This window comes from Urinicoccus timonensis (assembly GCF_900232945.1).
Lineage (GTDB): Bacteria > Bacillota > Clostridia > Tissierellales > Peptoniphilaceae > Urinicoccus > Urinicoccus timonensis.
Map to the genome: position 1 here is coordinate 518536 of NZ_OCTU01000001.1, position 21933 is coordinate 540468.

Here is a 21933-nt window from a genome sequence, read left to right on the forward strand (position 1 = left end):
CTCCCTTTAGATAAAAGAAAAGGGATAGTTTCCACTATCCCTTTTGACTTACTTGTTATCATGAACTTTACTTGTTGAAAAAACGGGGAGGCGGTTTTCTTCAGGCATGAATTTAACATTTTCCAATTCGCCAGCCCGGTAGACGCAAGTAAAGGCTTGGTAGGTGACGGGAATATAGACTGCTTGTTCGTTTAAAGTTTTTAAAACGTAAGCATATTCTTCCTTCATCTTGTTTTGGTCCGGTTCTACCAAAAGTTTGTTGATGGTATCATAGAGTTGGTCTCTCATGGGTAGACCCTTTTGAGCTGCATTGTCAGGGCTTCCATTTTCAGATTCCACAGCCATGGCTTGTAGGACGGCATGGGGATCCCATGGAGCACCCCAGGTGTAGTTTACCATAAGGTCAAAGTCACCCTTGGCTGCATTGGACCAGTGAGTTTTTTCTTCCAGAGCATTGAGTTCAACGTCTACACCAAGTTTTTTCCATTCACCTTGGACATATTCTGCCAGGCTCTTGTCGCTGTTTTTACTTGCAACAAAGGGGAAGACAAGTTTTAATTTTTGACCATCTTTTTCCCGAATTCCATCGGATCCTTTGACCCAACCGGCTTGGTCTAGGAGTTTTTCTGCTTCTTCTAGCTTGTAGTCGTAAATTTCTACTGGAACATCGGTATTTGGTACGTTCTTAGCAAAAAGGGTATCGGCTGGTTGTTCAACTCCGCCAAAGATGTTTTTAGAAACACTTTCCTTGTCGACGGCATGGCTTAAAGCCTTACGAACAGCAAGGTCTTTTAGGGGACCTCTAGATGTGTTGAATAGGATCATCCGAGTGGACATTGGGTCAGAGCTTTCAGCTACATACTTGTCATCATTTTTGTAAGTGGTGAAACGGTCTAGACTGATTAAGCCGTTTCCGTAAACCATGTCTAGGTTTCCTGCTTCAAATTCCAAGGCTGTGGTTTCTGCATCAGGAATGGCCTTAATGGTTACTTCTTTTACGCCAGGTTTTTCACCCCAGTAGTATTCGTTTTGTACGAAGGTTGCATATTCGTTGTCTTTGTGGTCTTTTAAAACCCAAGGACCGGTTCCGATGGGAGCCTTGATTCCCTTGGCAGTATCTCCATCATCTGGGAAACCTGCATCCCCCAACATACGGATGGGGCGGATCATGGCCAGGTCATAAAGAGCAGCTGAATAAGGCTTGCTTAGGGTTAATTCAAAGGTATAGTCGTCCATTGCCTTGAAGCTATCCAGGTAGTTGGTAAAGGTAAACCAGTTGTGGTTGGGCTTGTTTTCTTCAGAGAAGATGGTCTTGAAGTTCTTTTCAACATTTTGGGCATTAAAGTCAGATCCGTCTGAGAACTTAACTCCTTGTCTTAAGTGGAAGGTATAGGTCTTTCCATCTTCTGAAATATCCCAGGATTCTGCCAGGGATGGTTTGATTTCGCCGCCTTCTCCATAGTATACCAAGCCTTCATAAACCATATCTTGGGTTACGAATTGGCTGGGAAGGTACATATGGGGGTTTAACTCTCCTACTGGGTCCTCGTTAAAGGGGATGGTTAGGGTGTCGTCAGATGCTGCTCCATCTCCAGCAGCTCCTCCCTTGCCACAAGCGCTTAAGCCAAGAGCTAGGGCAAACAGGCAAAAAATTGCCAAGAGTCTTTGGGTTTTCTTTTTCATCACATTCTCCTTTTCTGGTTTTGATTTCGGAGTTTATCAGACTGAACCATTCCCTTGTTGGTAAAAAAAAATATATAGACCTAGATCTATATATACTTCCTTTCTTACTAAGTCACTCGCTTAAATTCAATACTGCAGAGGTAGCCTGGCTTTACAGTGGCGGGACCGCATAGGACTTGCACCTATTTCCCCTCATTCAATTTGGTTCTAAACTCCAAAATACAGCACTATTTACTTGTATGTGGATATTGTATAGAATTTGTAAACTAATGTCAAGATAATAACTATCATTGTAAAAAATATTTTTTTGCTTAAAAGACTTCTCCTGTGGTATATATTAAACAGAAAGCAAATCACAAATAAACACAGGAGGAAAAATAATGAAAACTCTTCGTAAAAAATACTTAATTCCATTGACATCCTGTCTTGTCTTGGGTCTAGTGAGCCCGGTTTTGGCCCACCCCTTCCATGATGTGGACCACCATTGGGCCAAGGATCAAATTGTCTGGGCCTATGATAAGGGAATTGTTTCCGGAGTCAATGCCAACCATTTCTCTCCAGATGCTACCATCTCCAAGGGTGAATTTTACCGGATGGTCAACCAATACTTTGGCTTGACCCGTAAGGCCGACATCCACTTTACCGACGTAACACCCAACATGTGGTTTTATGAGGATGTCCGTAAGGCTGTGGCCTTTGGCTACATTTCCGACTATACCGGAACCCTCCAAGCCATGTCTGCCATTAGCCGGGATGAGGCTGCAAGAATCCTAGGCAAGGTCTACAACCTTTCTGCCCAACCCGATGCAGCTAGAGACTTTTCCGACAGGGACCTCATCCGGAACCCTGGAGAAGTTGGAGCTCTTGTTCAAAAGGGCATCATGGTGGGAAAACCCAACAAGGAATTTGACCCCGCTGGATTTTTAACCCGGGCTGAATTTTCCGTCGTCTTAAAGGCTGCCAACGACAAGTTGGGAAGTCAATATGTCCCCTCTCCAGCCACCAGCAGTCAAACCACCACAAGTAAGGACAAGTTGGGCTATGCCCTAGATGCTAGCGAATACAATATCTTCAAAGATAAGATGCTAACCAAGGGCTACAGTCTGGACCAAGTTAAGGACCTTTGGGACCGGGGTTACCGTAACCCAGATAAAATTGACCAAAGAACCGGAACCAGCTGGACCAATTGGGCTAGCTACAATGACTTCTACCGTTACTATCGAGGTCTAGGCTATAGTGAAAAGCAAGTTGAAGACCTTTGGAACAAGGAAGCTGGCCGCTATTCCTATTGGTATCGTAACTTTGCCAACTACGACGATTTTTACAACTACTACAAGGGTCGAGGCTATTCAAATGACCAAATCCTCCATTTTTGGAACAATGGAAAAGACCCCTTAAACTTCTTCCCTAGCAACCGCTCCTATACAGACTACCGGGACTTCTACCGCTACTACAAGGACCGGGGTTACAGCAATAAAGAGATTGATGATCTATGGAATCAAGGCTATGGTCGGTATTATGACTATAGAGATTACTTTAGAAGTTATGATGAGTTTTATAACTACTTCAAGGGAAGGTATAGCGAATCAACCATTAAGGACATGTGGAATAGTGGAAACTATCGCCTAAATCCCTCTGTAGATTTGGATGGCCATATTCGTTGGCAATTTAAATAAAAGAAAAAAGCACGATATAAAATTGGGGAGGTTTGAACCTCCCCAATTTTATATCGTGCTTTTGTTTTTAATTTGTCTTATATATATTTTTTAATGGAGTAACCTTTTTATTATTATAGATATTGCATGCTTACAGCAATTAAATAACCCTAATTCTTTATACTTAATTAGTTTTCAAGTTATTTTAATATAACTATTTTTCTACTATGATAATCAATAATATCTAGTTCTGTTTCGAAAGCCTTCTCTAAATTATCTATAGTTAAGACATTTTTGGGTACACCAAAACTTAGTATATCTGTATTTTTAAGGATTAATATTTTGTCAGCATACATAGATGCAATATTTATGTCATGAACAGTCATAAGTATTGTAACTTTCTTTTCTTCAGCAATGTGTTTTAATAATTCCATTGTTTGTTTTTCATATTTTAAGTCTAATGCACTGGTAGGTTCATCTAATAACAAAACTTTTGGATTTTGCGCTAAAGCTCTAGCTATAATAACTCTTTGACGTTCTCCTCCTGAAAGTTGATGAACCATTTTCCCGGCAAATTTTTCAATTTGAAAATTCTTAAATAATTGATCTAAATCTTCATCTCTTTGTTTCTTTGGAGTATTTTGTTGGCCCAAACGTATATACTCATACACTAAAATTCCAAAATTTGTTTCTATAGATTGTGGTACATATGAAATATATTTTGCTCTTTCTTTTATTGATAATTTTTTTAAATCTATATCCCCATACTTTATACTTTCTGCTCCCTTTAAAATCATTAGTATATTCTTTAATAGCGTTGTTTTTCCAGTTCCATTCGGACCGATAATCGCCATTATTTCTCCATCATTAATTTCAAAATTTATGTTTCTTAATACTTTTTGATTTCCATAAGAAAAATTGATATTTTTTACTACTAAAGGCATTAGACACCTCTTTTTCTTAAAACTTGTATTAGAAAAATGGGAACTCCAATAAAAGAAATTATAATCCCTACCGGTATAACAACAGGTGCCAAAATTAATCTCCCTATTGTATCCGATATTAATAATAAAATGCTCCCCACTATCATAGACAACGGTATTAAAAACTTATAGATATTACCAACCAAACTTCTACTGATATGTGGCGCTGCCAATCCTACAAACCCTATAATTCCTGTAAAACTGATGATTGACGCTGTAATTAATGTAGCCAATATGTTTACCAATAGCCTTAGAATTTTTGTATTGACTCCCATGGATGTTGCCGTTTCATCATTGTTCATAGATAATATACTCAATTTATTGTTACAAATCATCAAAATAATGATTGATGGGATGCAGACAATCAAAACAATTTTACAATGCAACCAAGTGGCACTATTAATAGAGCCAAAACTCCAATTAACTACACTTGCCAATTTGGCATCATCAGCTACAAACTATACAGTTGTGGCTAAAGCCTGAAACAAATAATTTACTGCAATTCCAGATAAAACTATAACATGAGATTTATATCCAAATCTACTGGCCAATAGAAAAATAAGAAAAGACGCAAATAGTGCAAATAAAAAAGCATTTGAAACAATTCCCATGTTTGAATTGGAAAAAAAACTAAACCCGAAGACAATAGCTAATGAAGCACCAAATCCTGCTGCTGAAGAAATACCCGTTGTAAAGGGGCTCACCATTGGATTCCCAGTAATCCCTTGCATGATAGATCCGGCTACTGCTAATCCACTTCCTGCAAGAATCGCTAATAAGGTCCTCGGCAATCTAAGACTAAAAATTATTTTTTCGGCCTGTGCCAATTCTTTGCCATTTAATGCTTTTATTATTGTATCAAGTACCATCGACATTGTTGAATTTGTTACACCAAGAGAGCTAGTATAGAATGATATAAGGATTAATATTAAAAAAGAGAGGATAAGAAGAATCCATCTCTTAGCCTCTCTTTTTCTAACAAGATTAGATATAGACATTCCTACTCCTTTTCTAACTCATCAGCCGTATAAAAATGTCCATCAATATTTTTAAATCCTTGAAAATCTTCCATCCAAGCTCTAAAAACTTCATAAGGATCTAAATCGGGAACTAGATCGGGATACATCCATTTTGCAATAAACATTGTTCCTACTAGTTTTGATGCACCACCATGACTAAACTGAGTCATAAAATAAATATCATTATTTTTTACAGCCTTAATATCCGACCAGCCTGGTCTTGATTTAATTTCTTCCAGTTTTTCCTTAAACTGTTCTTTTCGAGGTGGTGTGTACAAACCAGTTCCACTCATTGCATCATCAGCTGTTAGAAATTTTATTATAACATCGGGATTTCTATTGATGACTTCTTCTGGGTTTATTTCATTAATGTTAATATTTTCATAGTTTTCACTAAATATGTTTTTAGCTCCAGCTAATTTTTGCATATTGAAGAAATAATCTCCAGGAATGGTTGATTGAAAGTCTGTTACTTGTTCTAAATACAAGGTTTTTTGCTTGTCTTCCGGTACTCTTGCTTTAATGTATTCTAATTTATCATTGAAATAGTCATAAAATTTTTTAGCTGTTTCTTCAGTACCAAACATTTTGCCTATATTTTCTACTTGGTTTTTAAAATCACTTGTATCATACCCAGATATAACAAACACCTTAATTCCAAATTCCTTAAGTTTGTTTTCTGCTTCTTCCCATGAACCGTTTGCAGGTAAAATAACAACTTGGGGATTTAATTCTACTATTTTTTCATAGTTTAAATCATTTCCCCCTTTACTTATTGTATTATTCGGATCAAATTCAGACCAATACTCTCTATCTTGTGCTGTATTCATATCTACGGCTATTACTCTATCAATAGCCCCTGAAGCCCTAATTAGTTCTGAATTATATCGATTTGCTACAACACATGTTTTCACAGGATAAGGTAGGGTAACTTTTCTTCCAACATTATCCGTCAATGTTATTTCTTTCTTTTCATCATTAGCTGCGGATTTTGATTCCTCCGCATTGATGTTTTCTTTGTTTTGACTCACATTTTTATTGCAACCAATGGCAATAAAGGAAGTCATACAAATAAGAACAAATAATAGCAAGCATTTAGTCGTTTTTTTCATAAGGCGCTCCTTAAAAATATTTTTTAGTGAGTCTATCCTCCATTACATTAAGTAAACACTTTCACCAAAATGATGTAACATCTAATTTATAACCCCTAAATAAAATTAGATATCGTTTCTAAATACATTTTATAGTACAACATCTGCTTTAAACCTTTGCAAGTTATTTCTATCTATTTATATTTATTTGAAAATATAGTCCTTTACTATAACTGGTTCACCGCAGATAAAAAATAAAAACGTTATCTATGGGAGATGATAAAATTAAAATCAATCTAAGTAAAATAAATATTGTAATGCCTGGGTGATTTTGTCCTATGATACAGATTGATGTTCACCTAAGTTTTATTGAATATTAATTCGAGACTTCGATAAGATTGTTTTAGCGTCATATTTTTATTAGAAAATCTGAAGTGTTTTTTGTTGTACTTAAACTATCAGTTCAAGATATAAAATATCTATTATAAATTTATTTCTACAGCAACTATCTTATAAAATCATAACCACCCGTAAAACGGGTGGTTTGATCACGGGCTATAAGCCCAAGTATTACCAACCAGCGTCTCAAGGCGCTGGTTTTCACTTTGTTCAAACCTTATTGTTTTTGCCTCTTTAGCCTGCCCTTAAAGGGCTTTACTTCATCTTCTCTTGAATGGATCTTCGTATTCTTTTACACTTAATTTATCCATTGCTATGTCGTGTTGCTCTTGCTCTCTTATATACTTTGCTATTGTTTGTTCATTCAATCCTACCGTACTTACATAATATCCCTCTGCCCAAAAATGTCTGTTTCCAAATTTGTATTTTAGGTTTGCATGCTTGTCAAACATCATTAGTGCACTTTTTCCTTTCAAGTATCCCATGAAACTTGACACTGATATTTTTGGGGGAATACTAACTAGCATATGCACATGGTCTGGCATTAAATGTCCTTCTATTATTTCGACTCCTTTATATTTGCATAATGTTCTAAATATTTCTCCCAAACTGTCTCGGTATTGATTAAAAACAATTTTTCGTCTATACTTTGGTGTAAAGACAATATGATATTTACACATCCATTTTGTGTGTGATAATGAATTTGCCTTTTGAACCATTTAAATCACCTCTTCATTATTTTAGGTCTGAACAACTCTATTATAATACTGAGGTGATTTTTTGGTATAACCTTTTGTTTCCTACCCGCATAGCGGGTAGTTTTTTGTTTCGCACGCGTTGCGTGCTCAACTGACTAAAGTCATCAATAAAAAAAGAGACCTGGTTTCAGGTCTCTTTCCATACCGGCTCCTTTTGGAGTCGGTTTTTTATTGGCCAAAAAAGGAGCCGCCAAAGTTCGGTACTTGGTCTTGTAGCTGGTCTTGGCTTTTAGTCCTTTTTTGAAGGTCTTGACTTTCTTGGAAGGTCACTTCTGCCTCCCTTTCTTTTTTATTACGGATATACTTAATTTTAACCTTGTCCCCTAACTTGTAGGAATACATCAGTTTTTTCAGACTATTGGTATCTTTAATGGCCTGATCTCCCAATTGGGTAATGATATCTCCTTGTCTTAGGCCGGCCTCAGCTGCTGCCCCACCAGGATAGACATCCATGACAAAGGCCCCTTCCTTGACTCCCAGCTTGACCCGGTAGTGGTCTTCCACCGTTTCAGGATTGGCTACCACAACACCCAAGCTGACACTTTTAAAGCTGCCTGTTTGGATGACTTGGTCAAGAATGGGCTTTAGGGTGTTGATGGGGATAGAGAAGCCCAGACCTTCTGCTGAAGAAATCTTGGCTGTGTTAATCCCAATGACTTGGCCTTGGCTATTAAAGAGGGGTCCACCGGAGTTTCCTTCATTAATAGAGGCGTCGGTTTGAATTAAGCCATCAATATAGTTGCCTTGGCCAGACCCTACAGACCGGTTCAAGCCTGAAATGATTCCCTTGGTGACAGATCTTTGTAGGTCCAGGCCCAGGGGGTTTCCAATGGCAATGGCTGGTTCTCCAATGGCGATCTTGTCAGAATCCCCCAGGTCTACAGGAGAAAGGTCTTTCTTGGCATTGACCTTTAAAATGGCCAGGTCCAAGCTGGGATCCTCCCATAGGACTTGGGCTTCCTCTTGGGACCCATCATTGAAGAGGGCGGTGACTGTATTCTTAGTCCGGTTGGCCACAACGTGGGCATTGGTTACGATATAGCCCTTTTTATCTACGATAAAACCAGATCCCGACCCCTTGACAGCCATAGGGCCGAAAAAGGTGTTTTGAACACTTTCTGTGGTAATTCCCACCACTGAATCCATGGCCTTGGCCGCTACTGCCTGGCCAATACTGGCATCATCGGAAGCCTGGATTTGAATTTTTTGCCCAGGAGCTGGACTAGTTCCGGTCATGGCTGGGGGTCTTAGGGCATTCATAAGACCCGCCCCTACCAGACCTCCTACTAGGGAGCAAACCAAGGCCAAGGCAATGGTCCCTCGTCTTTGTTTCTTTTTATCTTTTTTTCTTTGCCTGTAGGCTGCTGCCTCCAGGTCATAATAGTCTTGGTTTTTTAATGGTTCTCGGTCCATTTTTTCTCCTTCCTTTCTTTATTGTCTTCATGATAGCTTTTAAATATGAAATTTTTGTGAAAAGAACCTGTTCTTTAACTTAAGATGTCTAAGGTCTAGATATTTATTATCAAATTTGGGTATAAGTAATATGAAAGGAAGGGATTAAATGCTTAAAGATACCATTATAAAGCGTAGAACGGTTCGCCGTTTCACCGATGAAAAAATGCCCCTGGAAACACTAAAAGAACTTTTGATGTATGCCTCCATGGCTCCATCCAACGCCAATGCCCACCCAGTTGAGTTTATTGTCGTAAGCGAAAAGGAAGACATGGACTACCTGGCTGCCATGGACCGCTTTGGTGCCAAACATCTGGCTGACGCCCCCCTGGCTGTTTTAATTGTTGCCAATAAGGACGTTTGCAAGTATTGGGTCCAAGAAGCTGCCATGACGACTGCCTACCTGGATCTTTTGGTCCAAGAAGAAGACTACCAATCCGGCTATCTCCCATTCCACGATAATACCACAGACAAGAATGCAGATGCCGAAGCTTATGTTCGGGACTACTTTAATATTCCTGATAATTACGGTGCCCTGGGTATCCTTACCATTGGGAAAAAGGACGAAAGAGTCCGGACCCGTAAGGAATTCCCCATTGACGAAAAAATTCACGAAAACCGCTTTTAAAATCCTTTTTATTAAGAGAAAAGAAGCCATGGAAGACATCTCCAGGGCTTCTTTTTTTATGACCACCTCCCCCTTCCTATAATCCAAGCCCCTTTCCATTTGCCAAGACCGTTCCCCTTATAAAAACAACCACTTACCAGAAAGGACTGGAAATCCAGTCCCTTCCTGCTAGAATAATACTTGAAGGGAGGCTCTTATGAATGTCGAAATCTTTATTGATGACCAGTACGAAGAAACCACTGTAAAAATTTATGCCAAGACCTATTCCAAGGAAATAGATTGGATCAAGGACCAGGTCCTGGGTCACCCCCAAGACAAGATTACAGCCTTTTCTGGCGACGATGTTGAAATTCTGGCCTACAGGGACATCCTCCGCTTTTATGGCCTGGATAACAAGGTCTATCTAGATACAATGAACAATACCTACACCACCCGCCTACGCCTTTACCAATTAGAAGACCGGCTGCCAAAAAAGCAATTCATTAAAATATCCCGGTCAGAAATTGTCAACCTGGACTATGTCAAGAGCTTGGACTTATCCTTTTCCGGAACCATTGCCTTGGAATTAAAAAATGGTCAAGTAACCTATGTTTCCAGAAGAAGTCTAAAAAATTTTAAAGAAGCCCTTGGGCTTTAGGAGGTATGTATGAAAACTCTACGAAAAATAATTCCAGCCTTTGTCCTGGGTGTGGGGATTGGAAGCTTAATGGAATGTCTTTTTAGCTTAATCTATGGCCAAGTTTTTATCGGGACTCCAGCCTTTATGGCATCCCACCCCTCTCCAGTTTTTGTAAAAATCATCCAAACTCTTCTCTATGGAGGCTTTGGACTTGTCTCTCTTTTGGGAGAACAATTCTTCCCAAAGAAAAATAATAAATCCCTCTTCAAGGCAACGGCCATCCACTTTCTTTTGATTTTTGCCTACTTCGTCTTTACTGGTTTTTACCTTCGTTGGTTCCCCAATACTCCCAGCGTCTTTATCTCCCTGGCTATCTTCATCCTGATTTATTTTGTCATCTGGATCTTGATTTACCTGGCTGAAAAAAGAAAAATCGAAGAAATGAACCGGGTCTTAGAAAGAAATCACAACCACCTGGTTGATGAATAAGACTTCCCTATTGATAAAAAACCACCCCCAGGGGTGGTTTTTCTTTGCTCTTAAGATTCAAAGCGGATGACCTGGTCTTTTACATCCACTTCCGCCTCTAGGCCAAAGGGGACAATACAACGAGGTGTGGCATGGCCTACATTGATGTTGTAGACCAGGGACAGGTCCTTGTCTTGAAGCTCTTCCAGTAAAATTTTCTTGTAGTCTTCATAGTAGACCTTGTCTTGAGCTTTACCCACTAAGACCCCCTGAACCTGGTCAAAAAGCCCATAGTCCTTTAAGGCCCGGACCATCTTTCGGTAAAGGGCAGGATGGGACTTTTCTTCACTGGTCTCCAAGAGGAGGATTTTTCCCCTCCAATCTTCTAGTTTGGGAAAAAGCTGGTATTTTTCACATAAATCCACCGTATCTTCAAAACGGGAATTGTCGAATAGGGTATAGATGGACTCGATACAGCCTCCTAGGATCTTTCCCTTGAATTCTCCCGGACCCTTCAAGAGTTCAAAACCTGTATCGGGGTAGCTCTCCATCGCTTGGCCCAGACTCTTTTCACTAAAGTCTTGTCTTTCCCGGTACCATACCTTGCTGGGCCGGATTTCCTTAATGGTCCCTGTCTCAATTAATTCCTTAAAGTAACTTTCTGTATAGGGGAGCATGTCCTGGGCCAATTCACAAACATCTGGTAGGAAGGCCTGGCCGTAAAAGGTCTTAAGTCCCAGCTTGTAGAGCATAAGGTGGTTGATGGTGGTGTCGGAAAAGCCTAAGAAGATTTTTTCTTGAACTGCCTCTTTTAACTGGTCTTTTTCAAATAAATAGGGCAGGAGCCTGTAGGTATCTTCCCCTCCAATGGCACACAAGACCATGTCGATGGAGTCGTCTTGAAAGGCCTCTATAAGGTCCTGGGCCCTGGCTTCGGGGTGGTTTTTAAGATAGTCCATTCCCTTTAGGGCATGGGGCAAAAAAACTATGTCCAGGCCCATTTTCTCCAATCTTTCCTTTCCCAGCTTGACTTCATGTTGGATAAAGTCTTCTCCTAAGATTCCACTGGATAGACTGACAATGCCGATTTTTTTCACTTTCATATTCTGTTCCTTCCTGTCTTTCCTTATATCTCCTTACTCAAAAATATGGAATAAAAACTGGCAAGCAAAAAGTCTCTACCTGCCGGTTTCTCATCCTTTTTTAAAAGCCTTGTGGCCTAGTCTTCTTTTTTATGGTGGACAATACTCACCAGCTTGTCTCCTTCTTGGATTTTTCGGACCCGTTTTTCAAAGTCCAGACGGGATAGCCAGATGGTATGCTGGCAGCCGGTGCACTTGAGTTTGATGTCCACACCGGTTCTTAGAATCTCCCAGAGGTTTTCGCCACATGGGTGGCCTTTTTTTAAGGTGATCTTATCCCCCACTTGATAAACTAACATTGAAAGCCTCCTTTTAATTTTATTGGTTGACGAGTTGGTGGACCCAAAGGTTTTGGTCCTGGTAGGATACAACAAGATCCTTGTAAACATGAGTGGCATCCATTTCCTTGCCCAGGGGTTGGTAAAAGACTTCTTTATCCGTTAGGTTGCCGGCCACTTCTCCTTCTGCTGTGGCGTAGAGACTACCTTGGTTGTCAAAAAAGTCCCTGGCGTTCATGGATAGGATATTCTTCCCCTTTTCCTCCAATTTTTTATTGTAGCTGCTAATAATGCCGCTATGGAGGATATGGACTTCTTTTTCCCTAAAGACGACCCCAGAAGGTAGGGGGATGTCTATATGACTTATTTGGTCTTTCTGGATCTTAACCAATTGCTTTTCTGTCATAAGATAGGTGACTTTTTTCCCCTTGTAGAGGCCCATGCCCACTTCTGATGGGAAGTCGAACTTGTCCATTTCGGAATCCTTACGGTAGACCCGGGTCTTGTAGCCCGAGGCCGAGGTAGAAAGTTCACTGACGGCAAAATTGTCCTTGTCGTGGACATCAAATTGCAGGATAAAGTTGTCGGTTTTGAAGATTTGATCGGTGGCCTTTCCCTTAACCAGGTAGAGGACTTCATGGTTGTCTGCCTTGCAGTGGATGATGGTTTGGCCATCTTCTTCCTTGACCTGGAAGAGGTCTTCTTTTAAGGTCACTATGGTTTCTGTTTTCCCATTTTTATCTAGGATTTCCAGCATCTTGTCTCCGGGCCGGTAGAGGTAGATATGACTTTGGCCAATTTGGGCCTTTAAATTTTCCCGACTCCTGTCCAGCTTCTTAAGCAACTGACCCTTGAGGTCGTAGAGATAGAGGTAGTCTCCATCCCAAACGGCAATAGTCTGGTCCATAGCCCTAGCTTCTTGGATTTCTCCGTTGATTTCTTTTTTCCAAAGGAGTTTGGTGGTTTTTGCATGGTCTTTTGGCCAAACAAGATAGGCCAAGATTCCTCCCAAAGCCAGGAGGAGGATAATCACTTTTGTCCATTTTTTCAATATTCTACCTCCATCCTAGTAATGTCTTCTTTCAGGGCTCGGATACTTCCTTGAATTTCTTCCATGCCCAGGTTTCCAAAGCCTAAAACCAGGGTGGGACTGGTGGACTTAGACCCCTTGGACCGAAATTCATTGAGCCCCCTTAGGGCATAGCCTTTTTCTACCAGACCCTGGACCAGGCTTTCTTCATCCAGGGGGCTGTCCAGGTGGAGGAGGAGGTGGAGCCCCGCTTCTTCACCTTGGACTTGCCCCTGGGGAAAGTATTCTTCCAAGCTCTTGACAAAAACTTCTCTTTTTTTGCGATAGTGGTTCCGCATCCGGTTTAGGTGCTTTTCAAAAGATCCTGTCTTGATAAAGACTTCCAAGGCCCTTTGGCTGGAGGCCGAAACGGGACATTGAAAAACCGTCAGCTTGTTTTGGTAAATTTCTAAAAGCTTTTTGGGTAGGACCATATAGGAGATTCTCAAGGCCGGTGAAATGGACTTAGAAAATGACCCCATATAGATGACCCTGTCCCCCAGGTCCATGCTCTTAAGAGAGGGAATGGGCCGGCCGCTATAGCGGAATTCTGAATCATAGTCGTCTTCTAAAATGTATTGGCCCTCTTTTTTTTGGGCCCAGTCTAAAAGGTCCATCCGCCGGGCCAGGGGCATGATACAACCTGTGGGAAACTGGTGGGAGGGGGTGACACAGGCAATGGTGGCTGGACTTTTTTCCAGGTCCTGGGTCTTCATTCCCGATTCATCTAGGGAAATGGGTAAAAACTTCCGTCCTCCCACTTCAAAAATATGGCTCAAGCGTTCATAACCTGGGTCCTCTACGGCAAAAACCGTATCTCGGGGGACCAGTTGGTTAATGAGAAAGAGTAAAAACTCCGTCCCGGCACTGATGATAATTTGGTGGGGGCTTACATCCACCCCCCTGGAGCTGTAGATATACTTGGCTATTTCTACCCTCAGGCCCAGGCTCCCCTTGGGGTTGGGATCGTTTAAAAACTCACCGTCTTTCACTACGGCATCCCGGTAGCACTTCCTCCAAACCGTATAGGGAAAGAGGTCCTCATCTACGGTATTAAAGGAAAAGTCCACCTGGTGACCAGGCTTGGCCTCACTAAAGCTTTCCAGCTTTTCAACACTTTCTTGGACATATTGGAGGTTGAGGTCTTCCACAAAGTAGCCCCTTCTTTCCAGGCTCCGTAAATAGCCCTCATCCACCAGTTGCTCATAGGCATCGGTAACGGTGTTGATGGAGATATTTAAAAAACTGGCCAGGGCTCTTTTTGACGGGAGCTGTTGGTCCTTTTTTAAGTTCCCCTTATGGATTTCCTCCTTGATATGGAGGTAGAGCTGCTCATAAAGGGGGGTTTTGAGTTTGGGATTTAAGTTGGGAAATAGCATTTCTACACATCCTTTATGGCTATTATACTAAATTTTGAAAAAAAAATCATTAAGATTCATTTTGTGTTATACTTAGAATGTTCATTTATATATCGAAAACTCAAAGGAGGTATTTATGACCGAAAACAACCGACAAGACCAGTATAAATCAACCAACACCAAGCGTTGGATTGCCCTAGGCCTGGCCATTTTACTCTTAATCATCAGTAGTATTTCCTCAGGTATTACATCTAGCCTGTTTAAGACCAAGGAAGAAGACACAGAAAACTTCTTCACCAGCCTATTTCAAAAAAATAATCAAATGACAGAAACCAGCCTCCAAGGAAGTGACAAGGACAACCGGATCCTTTTGGTTCCCATCGAAGGAGTTATTTCCTCCAACAGGGGGTCTAGCCTCCTGTCTTCTGGAACAGGCTACAACCAAGACCTGATCTTGACCTCCTTGGATAGTGCCAAGGACGATGAAAGCATCAAGGGAATTATCTTGGAAGTGGACAGTCCTGGTGGGGGCGTTTATGAAAGTGCCCAAGTCTACGACAAGGTAATGGAAGTGAAAAAAGCTAGAAAAATCCCTGTTATTGCCGTTATGAAGTCTATGGCTGCCAGTGGTGGTTACTATATTTCTTGTGCTTCAGATAAAATCTATGCCAGCCAAGAAACCATTACCGGGTCCATTGGGGTTATTATGTCTAGCCTCAACATGAGTGGCCTTTTTGATAAACTTGGTATCCAAAACCAAACCATCAAGTCTGCCGCCCACAAGGACATCGGGTCTACCAGCCGCCCCATGACAGAAGAAGAAAAGGCCATCCTACAAAACTACATCAACTCAGCCTATGGCCGCTTTGTAGATATTGTAGCCAAGGGCCGCAAGATGACCAAGGACCAAGTCCTTCCCCTAGCCGACGGTCGAATCTATGATGGAGTCCAAGCCAAGGCAGCCGGTCTAGTGGACGAAATTGCCTATCCAGACCAAGCCTATGCCGCTTTTGAAAAGCAACTGGGCCACGAAGATATGGAAATTTTCACCCATTCTACCGGGCTTTCTCTGGACTCTTTAGCCTATCCCTTTATGAAGGGCCAGTCCAAGGAAGAAGTTTTAGCCAAGGAATTGGAAAAGGGCTTGGCTAGTCCCAAGGCCAGCTACCTCTATGGAGGTGGATTCTAATGGACCAAGAGCAAAAAAATAACTTTCAAGAAGAGAACTTGCAAGAAGATCCCAAAGAAGTTCCAAACCCCATCTACAAAAAGGTTCTATTGGACCAAAGAGTCCTGGCGGGATTTTTCCTCCGCCTGGTGGCCTTTGTCATTGACCTGGTCCTGGTGGGAAGCCTCACGGCAATCCTGACCCCCCTATTTACAGACCAGGCTATTTTAAAAAACCTGGTGTCCATCTTGATTTACCTGGCCTACTTTGTCCTAACTACCGGTTTAACCAAGGGACAAACCCTAGGTAAGATGATCCTGGGCCTCAAAGTAGTCCGGGTAGATGGCAAAGAATTAAACTGGGCCGATGTCTTCTTTCGAGAAGCTTGCTGCCGGTTGATCTTAAAAATGGTCCTTCCCCTCTACCTCTTGGCTGGAGTTACGGACAAAAAACAACACCTGGGAGACTTAATTTGTGACACCATGGTCATCAAGTCCGCCTATGAACAAGAGCTCTTTTACGAGCAAGTCTATCAAATTCCCAGCTACCAAAAATCTTACTTTATATAAGGACTACAAAAACAGGTCTTGAGCTTATAAGCTCAAGACCTGTTTTTTACTCTTTTAACCTAATTACATCATATCCATGAAATATTTGTTTGTTCCTAAGAAACTATTTTGTAATTGTTACAGTTTGACTTGCTCCATCCCAATCCACTTTTGCTCCAAGATTTTCAGAAATTAAACGTAAAGGTACAAAAGTCCGTCCTTGCTTAGCACTTGCAGGAACATCTAAGGTCTTTTCCTTTCCTTGCGCTAAATAAGACTTGGAGTTCAGCTTTAAGACAAGGAGTTTGTCTCCTATAGTAACCTCTTGTTTGGTCCCATTCCAATCTACTTTTGTTCCAAGGGCTTCAGAAATAAATCGAATCGGGACTAAGGTTCGGCCATTTTCAGCATAAGGTGCGACATCAGGAGTTAAAGTCTTGCCATTGACCACAATCTTTATTCCTCCTGTTGCCTTAGGCAATGCTTTTGCAGGCTGTTGACTAAGAGTTTCTGAAACCTTCTTAGCCTTCGCCCAATCAAAGACTAAATAAGCTTTTTGCTCTCCAGCACCCTTTGCCCCTCCTTGCAGAGCATCCATAGCATCCACCCAAACAGCTACTAAAATTTTATCTTCTTTTAAGTTAGGTCTTGCAAATTCATGATTTTTACAATATTCTCCCTGAATGGGTGTTTTTTTTGTTTCACTGCGATTTGAATCCTTATCTCCGTCATAGATAAATAAGTTAGTTAACTCCCCTTCCATACTCATAAACTCCATCTTTTTCATTTGAATATCGTATATGGCCTTGCCATCCTTTTCAACCACCCTGGCAATATGTTTTAAGGCTGGATTTCCCATAGAATCTTTATCGATTTCGCCATATTTTTTTAATTGTACCGGTACATCATAAACTTCTTCACCTGCTGCAAAAGAAACCCCCGGTAAAAGCAGCCCTAAAATTAGGGTAAAAAGCAATACTAATTTTTTCATCTTTATTCTCCTCTTTTTTCTTCTCTTCATCTACCTATTTCATTCCTTTGGCCGGTCTCCCGGCCAAAGATCTTTTTAATTATGGTCCACATTATAGAGAACTTGAGCTACTTGGGCTCTTGTAAAGATTCCCTTTGGAGCAAAATTTCCCTTTTCATTTCCCTTAACTAAACCTAGTTTTGCCATTTCATTGACAGCATCTTTGGCCCAGGAAGAAATAGTTCCTTGGTCTGGGAAAGTTAGTTGGCTCTTTTCTTTTAAATTTTTATTGACAACTTTTAAATACTTGGCCATAATCGTTGCCATTTCTTCCCGACTGATATCTCGTTTTGGTTGGAATATTCCGTCTCCAGCCCCTTGGACAATACCATTTTCAGCTGCCCAGATAATATAGGGTGTATAATAAGTTCTCCCCACATCTTTAAAAGTATTTTTACTATATTGATTTGGGTCAATCCCTGCCATGCGACCTAAAACTGTTACAAAGTCCCCTCGAGAAATCGGTGCTTCTGGTGCAAATTGATTATTGCCAATCCCCTCGAAATATCCTTTTTCAACAACATAGTTGATGGCATCTTTTGCCCAATGCCCTTCGATATCGGTAAAGCCTTGTGACTTAGCTTGCTCCTTGGGTACAACTTGTTCAGAAATTTTTGTGTCTTCTACCCTTTTCGGTTCTTCTTTTTTTACACTTGTCTCTGAATATGATTTTCTACCCGGCTTATATGGTTTATTTGGATAACTTGGGTGATTCGGTGTGGAAGGAACATCTGGTTTTGAAGGAGTTGTTTCTTTTGTCCCCTTTTGTAGATTGTATTGACTTAAAGCATCTTTTAAGCTTTCTACCGCTTGATTGACTTCATCTTGGCTTGCTTGTTCTTTTCCAGCAATTTCTGTTGCAGTTTTTAAGGCTTGGTCGAAGGCAGTTTGAACTTCGGAGGTAACCCAGGTCTTGTCTTTCTCTACGTCTGTTCCATCCTTGCTAGTTATATCTGCTTGTTTTGTTGTTTTTGCTTTTTCTAAAATAGTCTTTAAGGCTGCTTTATCCACTGGTTTTGGACTTTCTTTTGTCCCCTTTAAGACAATTTTATCCACAGGTGCCTTCAACACTTCTTCTCTTCCTGCTTCCAACTTAGGCCATTGGTCAAAATTGGATCCATTTCCATGTTTAAAGAGAATCTTTCCATCTACAGTCTTTCCGTAAATGATTTGGTATTTTTCACCCTTAATTCCTTCTTGCTCAACGCGAGTTTTCCCTTTTTCTAAGTTTGGATCTTCTCTCTCAATGACCTTAAAATCAATATCTTCTAATTTTTTCACGTCCAGAAGGTCACGACTAAAGACCACATTCTTATCGTGGTCAACTAACAACTTACAAGGTGTCTTTAGGTCATTTCGATAGCTTACTTCCATGGGGATTTCTGTATGCTTCTTACCTTCTAATGTAAATTGAAATTCTGTGGATTTATCCGCTTGCGTTCCTAAGTCTTGAACCAAGACGTCTTTACCATTATAAGTTACCGATATTTTTTGTACCATTGAATTTAAAACACTATCTGCTGCAAAATGCAGTTTATAGGTTGTCTTTGCTTCTTCCTCTTGAACTTGGACATAACCGCCCAAGAAGGGATTTGCAATAAATTCTATTTCTTCTCGATCTGGAATAACCAACTTCCCAGGGTGGAAGTTTTGCGTATTTTGATTCACTTCTTTTTCATAAGCTAGTTTTTTTGCTTCATAAGCCTGCTTATTCCAAACACTTAAAACTTGATTTTGTACATCCTTAATGACTTCTTCCTTTGTCTCAATGGCTTTTCCTGTAATCACACCATTGATGGTTTTATACGTTCTAGAAACTTTCTTAAGACCTGTAATGCCAGGCGTCTTCACTTGAACCAAACCTTCTGTCAATTGAGGGTCCTCTTCGAGAATAGTTTCATAATAGATCCGTTCATAACGGTCATCTGTTGTCTTTCCTTCAATTTGTTTATCAGATAAGTTTAACCAAGTTTTTTGAATGGCTGCTCCATCCCCTAAAATCTTTTGCATGGGTACTACTAAGGCAGTTAAGTCTATCCTATTTTGAACTCCTCCTGTTATTTCAAAGCGATAAACTCTTTTATTGCCATCTTTGCCTGCTAGGTATGCTTCTTTTACTTTCCCATTTGTATCTTTATACCAAAGTTGACCAACAGAAACCATTGGCTCATTAATGCCAAATTCTTTATCTACAAATTCATTAAAGGTCACTTGATAGCGAGTCTTTCCTTCCAACTCTTCCACAAGCACATTGTGGTCAAGGGTTGTGTTGGCCATGGATGGTGCCCCTGCTTCATGATAATGTTCTGCCATTCCGTAAATCGTTTTTGGGTTTGTCAAAGGATCTACCGGGCTTGCTGGATCTGTTTTTGGCATATTTGGAATACCAGGCTCTTCTTCAGGGAACCCATCCATGGGGGTGTTTCCACCATAGATTCTTAACATCGCCGGTTGTTGCCCCGCACCAGGTGTTCCGCCAGCAATGGAGTCCATGGCATCTACCCAAACAACAAGCCCTACTTCTCTTTTTTCTTTCACTGCTTCCAGGGGCACATCAAAAGTAAATTTAGTGAAATATTCTTTTTCCTTGCCTTCCTTGTCTTTAAAAGCTTTTTTCTCCGATCCAAGTGCTGGGATTAAATTATCCTTTTTCGCATGATTATATTTCGTCCCTTCTTTAATAACAAATATGTTGGTTAGCCCTCCAAATATGCCACTAAAGTCAATGGGTTTTACCGATAAGTTAATGGTGGCCTTGCCATCTTTAACTGTAACCGTTGCATCTTGGGTCAAGGCCTTATTTCCCATAGATGCTTTATTTTCATAATAATTTTTTAGATCTACCTTTACTGGGTAGACTCCATCTTGGATCTTTTGAGGATCTTCGGGACTCGGGGGAGTATCTGGTTTTGTCGTATCTCGAACTTGTAAAACGACTTCTTTATACTCATAGTCCGTTCCTACATAAGGGAGCGCATGGATTTTTAAAGGCACTTCTTTTCTTACTTTCCCCGGCAAGACAAAACGGAAAAAACGATCTGGGCCTGCTTGGGTCATTTCGGCTTTATATTCCTTCCCATCCAAAAGGGCACTGACTGCATCCGTATAGCACATATAGTCATCATCGCTTTTTTTAAATTGATTCCCAAATCCAATTTTATAAACCGTAATCCCTTTATCTTCAAATTCTTCATATTCTATTTCTTGACTCCAAAATTCGTTGGATGTATCTAATTTTTCTTTTTCATCTGTCTCTTCTGGATCATAGTCTTTTTTATAAAAAGCTGCATCTTCAACGGTAACAGACTTGTCTGTAAATTTGGGGATTTCCGATGTAGGGTCACTTGGTCTTTCTTTTGTCCCTATTTGAATACCTGCTTCAAAAGTTTCTATTGCTTGATCTAGGCTGTCTTTTGCTGCATTGATGTCTTCTTGGCTTGCTTCTAGATCCTTCAGGACAGTTTCTGTTTCTCCAATGGCTTTTTCTAAAGCTTCTTTGGCTGTTTTTACAATAAATTTTGTTCCTTTTTCTACTTGATCTGCACTTTCTGCAACAATTAAGCCTTCACTTGTTTTCAATTTTTCCTTGGCCTTGGCAAGATCTTGTTCTAAGGCAGTTTTGTCTACAGAAGCTGCTTCTTCCCACTTAGCACTTAACTTTAAGTCTCCTGTAACGGGAGTAGAAAAGTCAAATTCTTGGTCTCCTTGATACCATCCTTTAAAGACATAGGTCTTTTTTTCTGCCTTTTCTTCCCTTTGGATCCGCATTCCCTTAGAAAATTCTCTAGGTTCCACGGCTTGTTTACCTTTTATCACCATTTGGGTTGGAGCAAGCTGGTTTTGATCATTTTTATACTTACTGGAAAAAGCTACAGTATAGAGATCATCAGCAGCCTCTTTCTCCACTTCAATTTTATGGGAAAAATCAAAGGTCAATTTAGCGTTTTGTTCTCCCTTACCTGCTTTTCCAGGTTCATAAGGGCTCTTTCCACCATTAGCTATAGAATCCATAGCGTCTACCCAAACCTTTACCCAGGCAAAGCCCTCTTTTTCTAAGAAATCTTTTTGTAGAGTAAAGCGAAGTTGCTTGGGAAATTCCCTGGGTTTTCCTGTTAAATCTGTATCCATATGGGTTCGAACGACTTGCATTTCTATAGCTTGTGTTTTGGGATCGTTATATTCATAGTGGTTGTCTTTATAATAAAAGATCTTGGTAACATGGCCAAACATATTCATAAAGGAGAGACCATCTAAAAAGAAGTCCACTGTTGCCATGTCTCCTTGAACTGTTACTAATGCTGTTTTTACTAGGGCGCCATTCCCCATGGATGCTCTACCTGGATCATAGGCATGCATCAGTTTCACAGGAACTAAATATCTTTGCGTAGTTTCTACCTTCTTTTCTTCCCCAAGAGCTGCCTGAATCGCCGGCTTGGGGTTAGGTAATCCCTCTTGACTATCTTGTGCATAAATGGGCATGGAGCCTATGAGAAGTATTCCTGCTAAGGTTGCAGAGCAAAACCGCTCCCATTCTTTTTGATTTTTCATTTTTTCTCCTTTCAAATACAATCAAACTTTTATCCTT

Annotated in this window: 17 protein-coding genes, 1 pseudogene and 1 riboswitch; of the genes and pseudogenes, 6 read left to right on the top strand and 12 right to left on the bottom strand. The window is 40.6% G+C overall.

The features are described 5' to 3' along the window. Nucleotides 1-48: 48 nt before the first annotated feature. Nucleotides 49-1683 carry a nickel ABC transporter substrate-binding protein gene (gene nikA / locus CS898_RS02460; protein WP_099207993.1) on the bottom strand — a complete coding sequence of 545 codons (1635 nt, stop codon included), beginning with the start codon at nt 1681-1683 and terminating at the stop codon, nt 49-51. Nucleotides 1684-1799: 116 nt separating this feature from the next. Continuing rightward, nucleotides 1800-1925: riboswitch (cobalamin riboswitch) on the bottom strand. A 138-nt stretch (nt 1926-2063) separates the two neighbouring features. Here nikA and CS898_RS02465 point away from each other — a divergent pair. After that, nucleotides 2064-3359, top strand: coding sequence for an S-layer homology domain-containing protein (locus CS898_RS02465; protein ID WP_099207994.1), 1296 nt, complete (start codon nt 2064-2066; stop codon nt 3357-3359). Between the two features lie 179 nt (nt 3360-3538). Here CS898_RS02465 and CS898_RS02470 read toward each other — a convergent pair whose 3' ends face one another. The 5 genes and pseudogenes from CS898_RS02470 to CS898_RS02500 all read right to left on the bottom strand — a co-directional run bounded on the left by CS898_RS02470 (nt 3539) and on the right by CS898_RS02500 (nt 9001). After that, a complete protein-coding gene (locus tag CS898_RS02470; RefSeq protein WP_099207995.1) occupies nt 3539-4282 on the bottom strand; it encodes an ABC transporter ATP-binding protein in 744 nt (247 codons plus the stop codon). Next, nucleotides 4282-5319 (bottom strand): annotated as a pseudogene (locus tag CS898_RS09985) (FecCD family ABC transporter permease). Before CS898_RS09985 ends, CS898_RS02470 begins: the two are co-directional and overlap by 1 nt. A 2-nt stretch (nt 5320-5321) precedes the next feature. Further along, complete coding sequence (locus CS898_RS02485; protein ID WP_099207998.1) at nt 5322-6452, bottom strand: ABC transporter substrate-binding protein; 1131 nt, start codon at nt 6450-6452, stop codon at nt 5322-5324. A 638-nt stretch (nt 6453-7090) separates the two neighbouring features. Beyond that, nucleotides 7091-7549, bottom strand: coding sequence for an IS200/IS605 family transposase (tnpA, locus tag CS898_RS02495; RefSeq protein WP_009430075.1), 459 nt, complete (start codon nt 7547-7549; stop codon nt 7091-7093). Nucleotides 7550-7756: 207 nt separating this feature from the next. Beyond that, nucleotides 7757-9001 (bottom strand): S1C family serine protease, encoded by a 1245-nt coding sequence (locus tag CS898_RS02500; RefSeq protein WP_099207999.1) that lies wholly within the window; start codon nt 8999-9001, stop codon nt 7757-7759. Nucleotides 9002-9149: 148 nt separating this feature from the next. On the opposite strand from CS898_RS02500, the gene CS898_RS02505 reads away from it, so the two are divergent. The 3 genes from CS898_RS02505 (at nt 9150) to CS898_RS02515 (ending at nt 10776) form a co-directional block, all read left to right on the top strand. After that, nucleotides 9150-9668, top strand: a complete 519-nt coding sequence (locus CS898_RS02505; protein ID WP_009430190.1) for a nitroreductase family protein — start codon at nt 9150-9152, stop codon at nt 9666-9668. A 196-nt stretch (nt 9669-9864) separates the two neighbouring features. Continuing rightward, nucleotides 9865-10305, top strand: a complete 441-nt coding sequence (locus tag CS898_RS02510) for a LytTR family DNA-binding domain-containing protein (protein ID WP_099208000.1) — start codon at nt 9865-9867, stop codon at nt 10303-10305. A gap of 9 nt (nt 10306-10314) precedes the next feature. Continuing rightward, on the top strand, nt 10315-10776 hold the full coding sequence (locus CS898_RS02515) for a DUF3021 domain-containing protein (protein WP_099208001.1): 462 nt from the start codon (nt 10315-10317) through the stop codon (nt 10774-10776). A gap of 50 nt (nt 10777-10826) precedes the next feature. Here CS898_RS02515 and CS898_RS02520 read toward each other — a convergent pair whose 3' ends face one another. From CS898_RS02520 to pdxR, 4 genes are all read right to left on the bottom strand, one after another. Beyond that, nucleotides 10827-11858, bottom strand: a complete 1032-nt coding sequence (locus tag CS898_RS02520) for a S66 family peptidase (protein WP_099208002.1) — start codon at nt 11856-11858, stop codon at nt 10827-10829. 116 nt (nt 11859-11974) lie between these two features. Beyond that, nucleotides 11975-12196 (bottom strand): DUF951 domain-containing protein, encoded by a 222-nt coding sequence (locus CS898_RS02525; protein ID WP_009430404.1) that lies wholly within the window; start codon nt 12194-12196, stop codon nt 11975-11977. 19 nt (nt 12197-12215) lie between these two features. Further along, nucleotides 12216-13226, bottom strand: a complete 1011-nt coding sequence (locus CS898_RS02530; RefSeq protein ID WP_099208003.1) for a hypothetical protein — start codon at nt 13224-13226, stop codon at nt 12216-12218. After that, nucleotides 13223-14623 (bottom strand): MocR-like pyridoxine biosynthesis transcription factor PdxR, encoded by a 1401-nt coding sequence (gene pdxR, locus CS898_RS02535; protein WP_099208004.1) that lies wholly within the window; start codon nt 14621-14623, stop codon nt 13223-13225. Before pdxR ends, CS898_RS02530 begins: the two co-directional genes overlap by 4 nt. Before the next feature lie 115 nt (nt 14624-14738). On the opposite strand from pdxR, the gene sppA reads away from it, so the two are divergent. Both sppA and CS898_RS02545 read left to right on the top strand, forming a co-directional pair. Then, nucleotides 14739-15791: a signal peptide peptidase SppA gene (gene sppA / locus CS898_RS02540; protein WP_099208005.1), complete on the top strand. Its 1053-nt coding sequence runs from the start codon at nt 14739-14741 to the stop codon at nt 15789-15791. Next, complete coding sequence (locus CS898_RS02545; RefSeq protein WP_099208006.1) at nt 15791-16339, top strand: RDD family protein; 549 nt, start codon at nt 15791-15793, stop codon at nt 16337-16339. Before sppA ends, CS898_RS02545 begins: the two co-directional genes overlap by 1 nt. Nucleotides 16340-16442: 103 nt before the next feature. On the opposite strand, the gene CS898_RS02550 is transcribed toward CS898_RS02545, so the two are convergent. Together CS898_RS02550 and CS898_RS02555 are read right to left on the bottom strand one after the other, a co-directional pair. Continuing rightward, a complete protein-coding gene (locus CS898_RS02550) occupies nt 16443-17309 on the bottom strand; it encodes a stalk domain-containing protein (protein ID WP_099208007.1) in 867 nt (288 codons plus the stop codon). 75 nt (nt 17310-17384) lie between these two features. Beyond that, nucleotides 17385-21896 carry an S-layer homology domain-containing protein gene (locus CS898_RS02555; RefSeq protein ID WP_099208008.1) on the bottom strand — a complete coding sequence of 1504 codons (4512 nt, stop codon included), beginning with the start codon at nt 21894-21896 and terminating at the stop codon, nt 17385-17387. Nucleotides 21897-21933 lie beyond the last annotated feature (37 nt).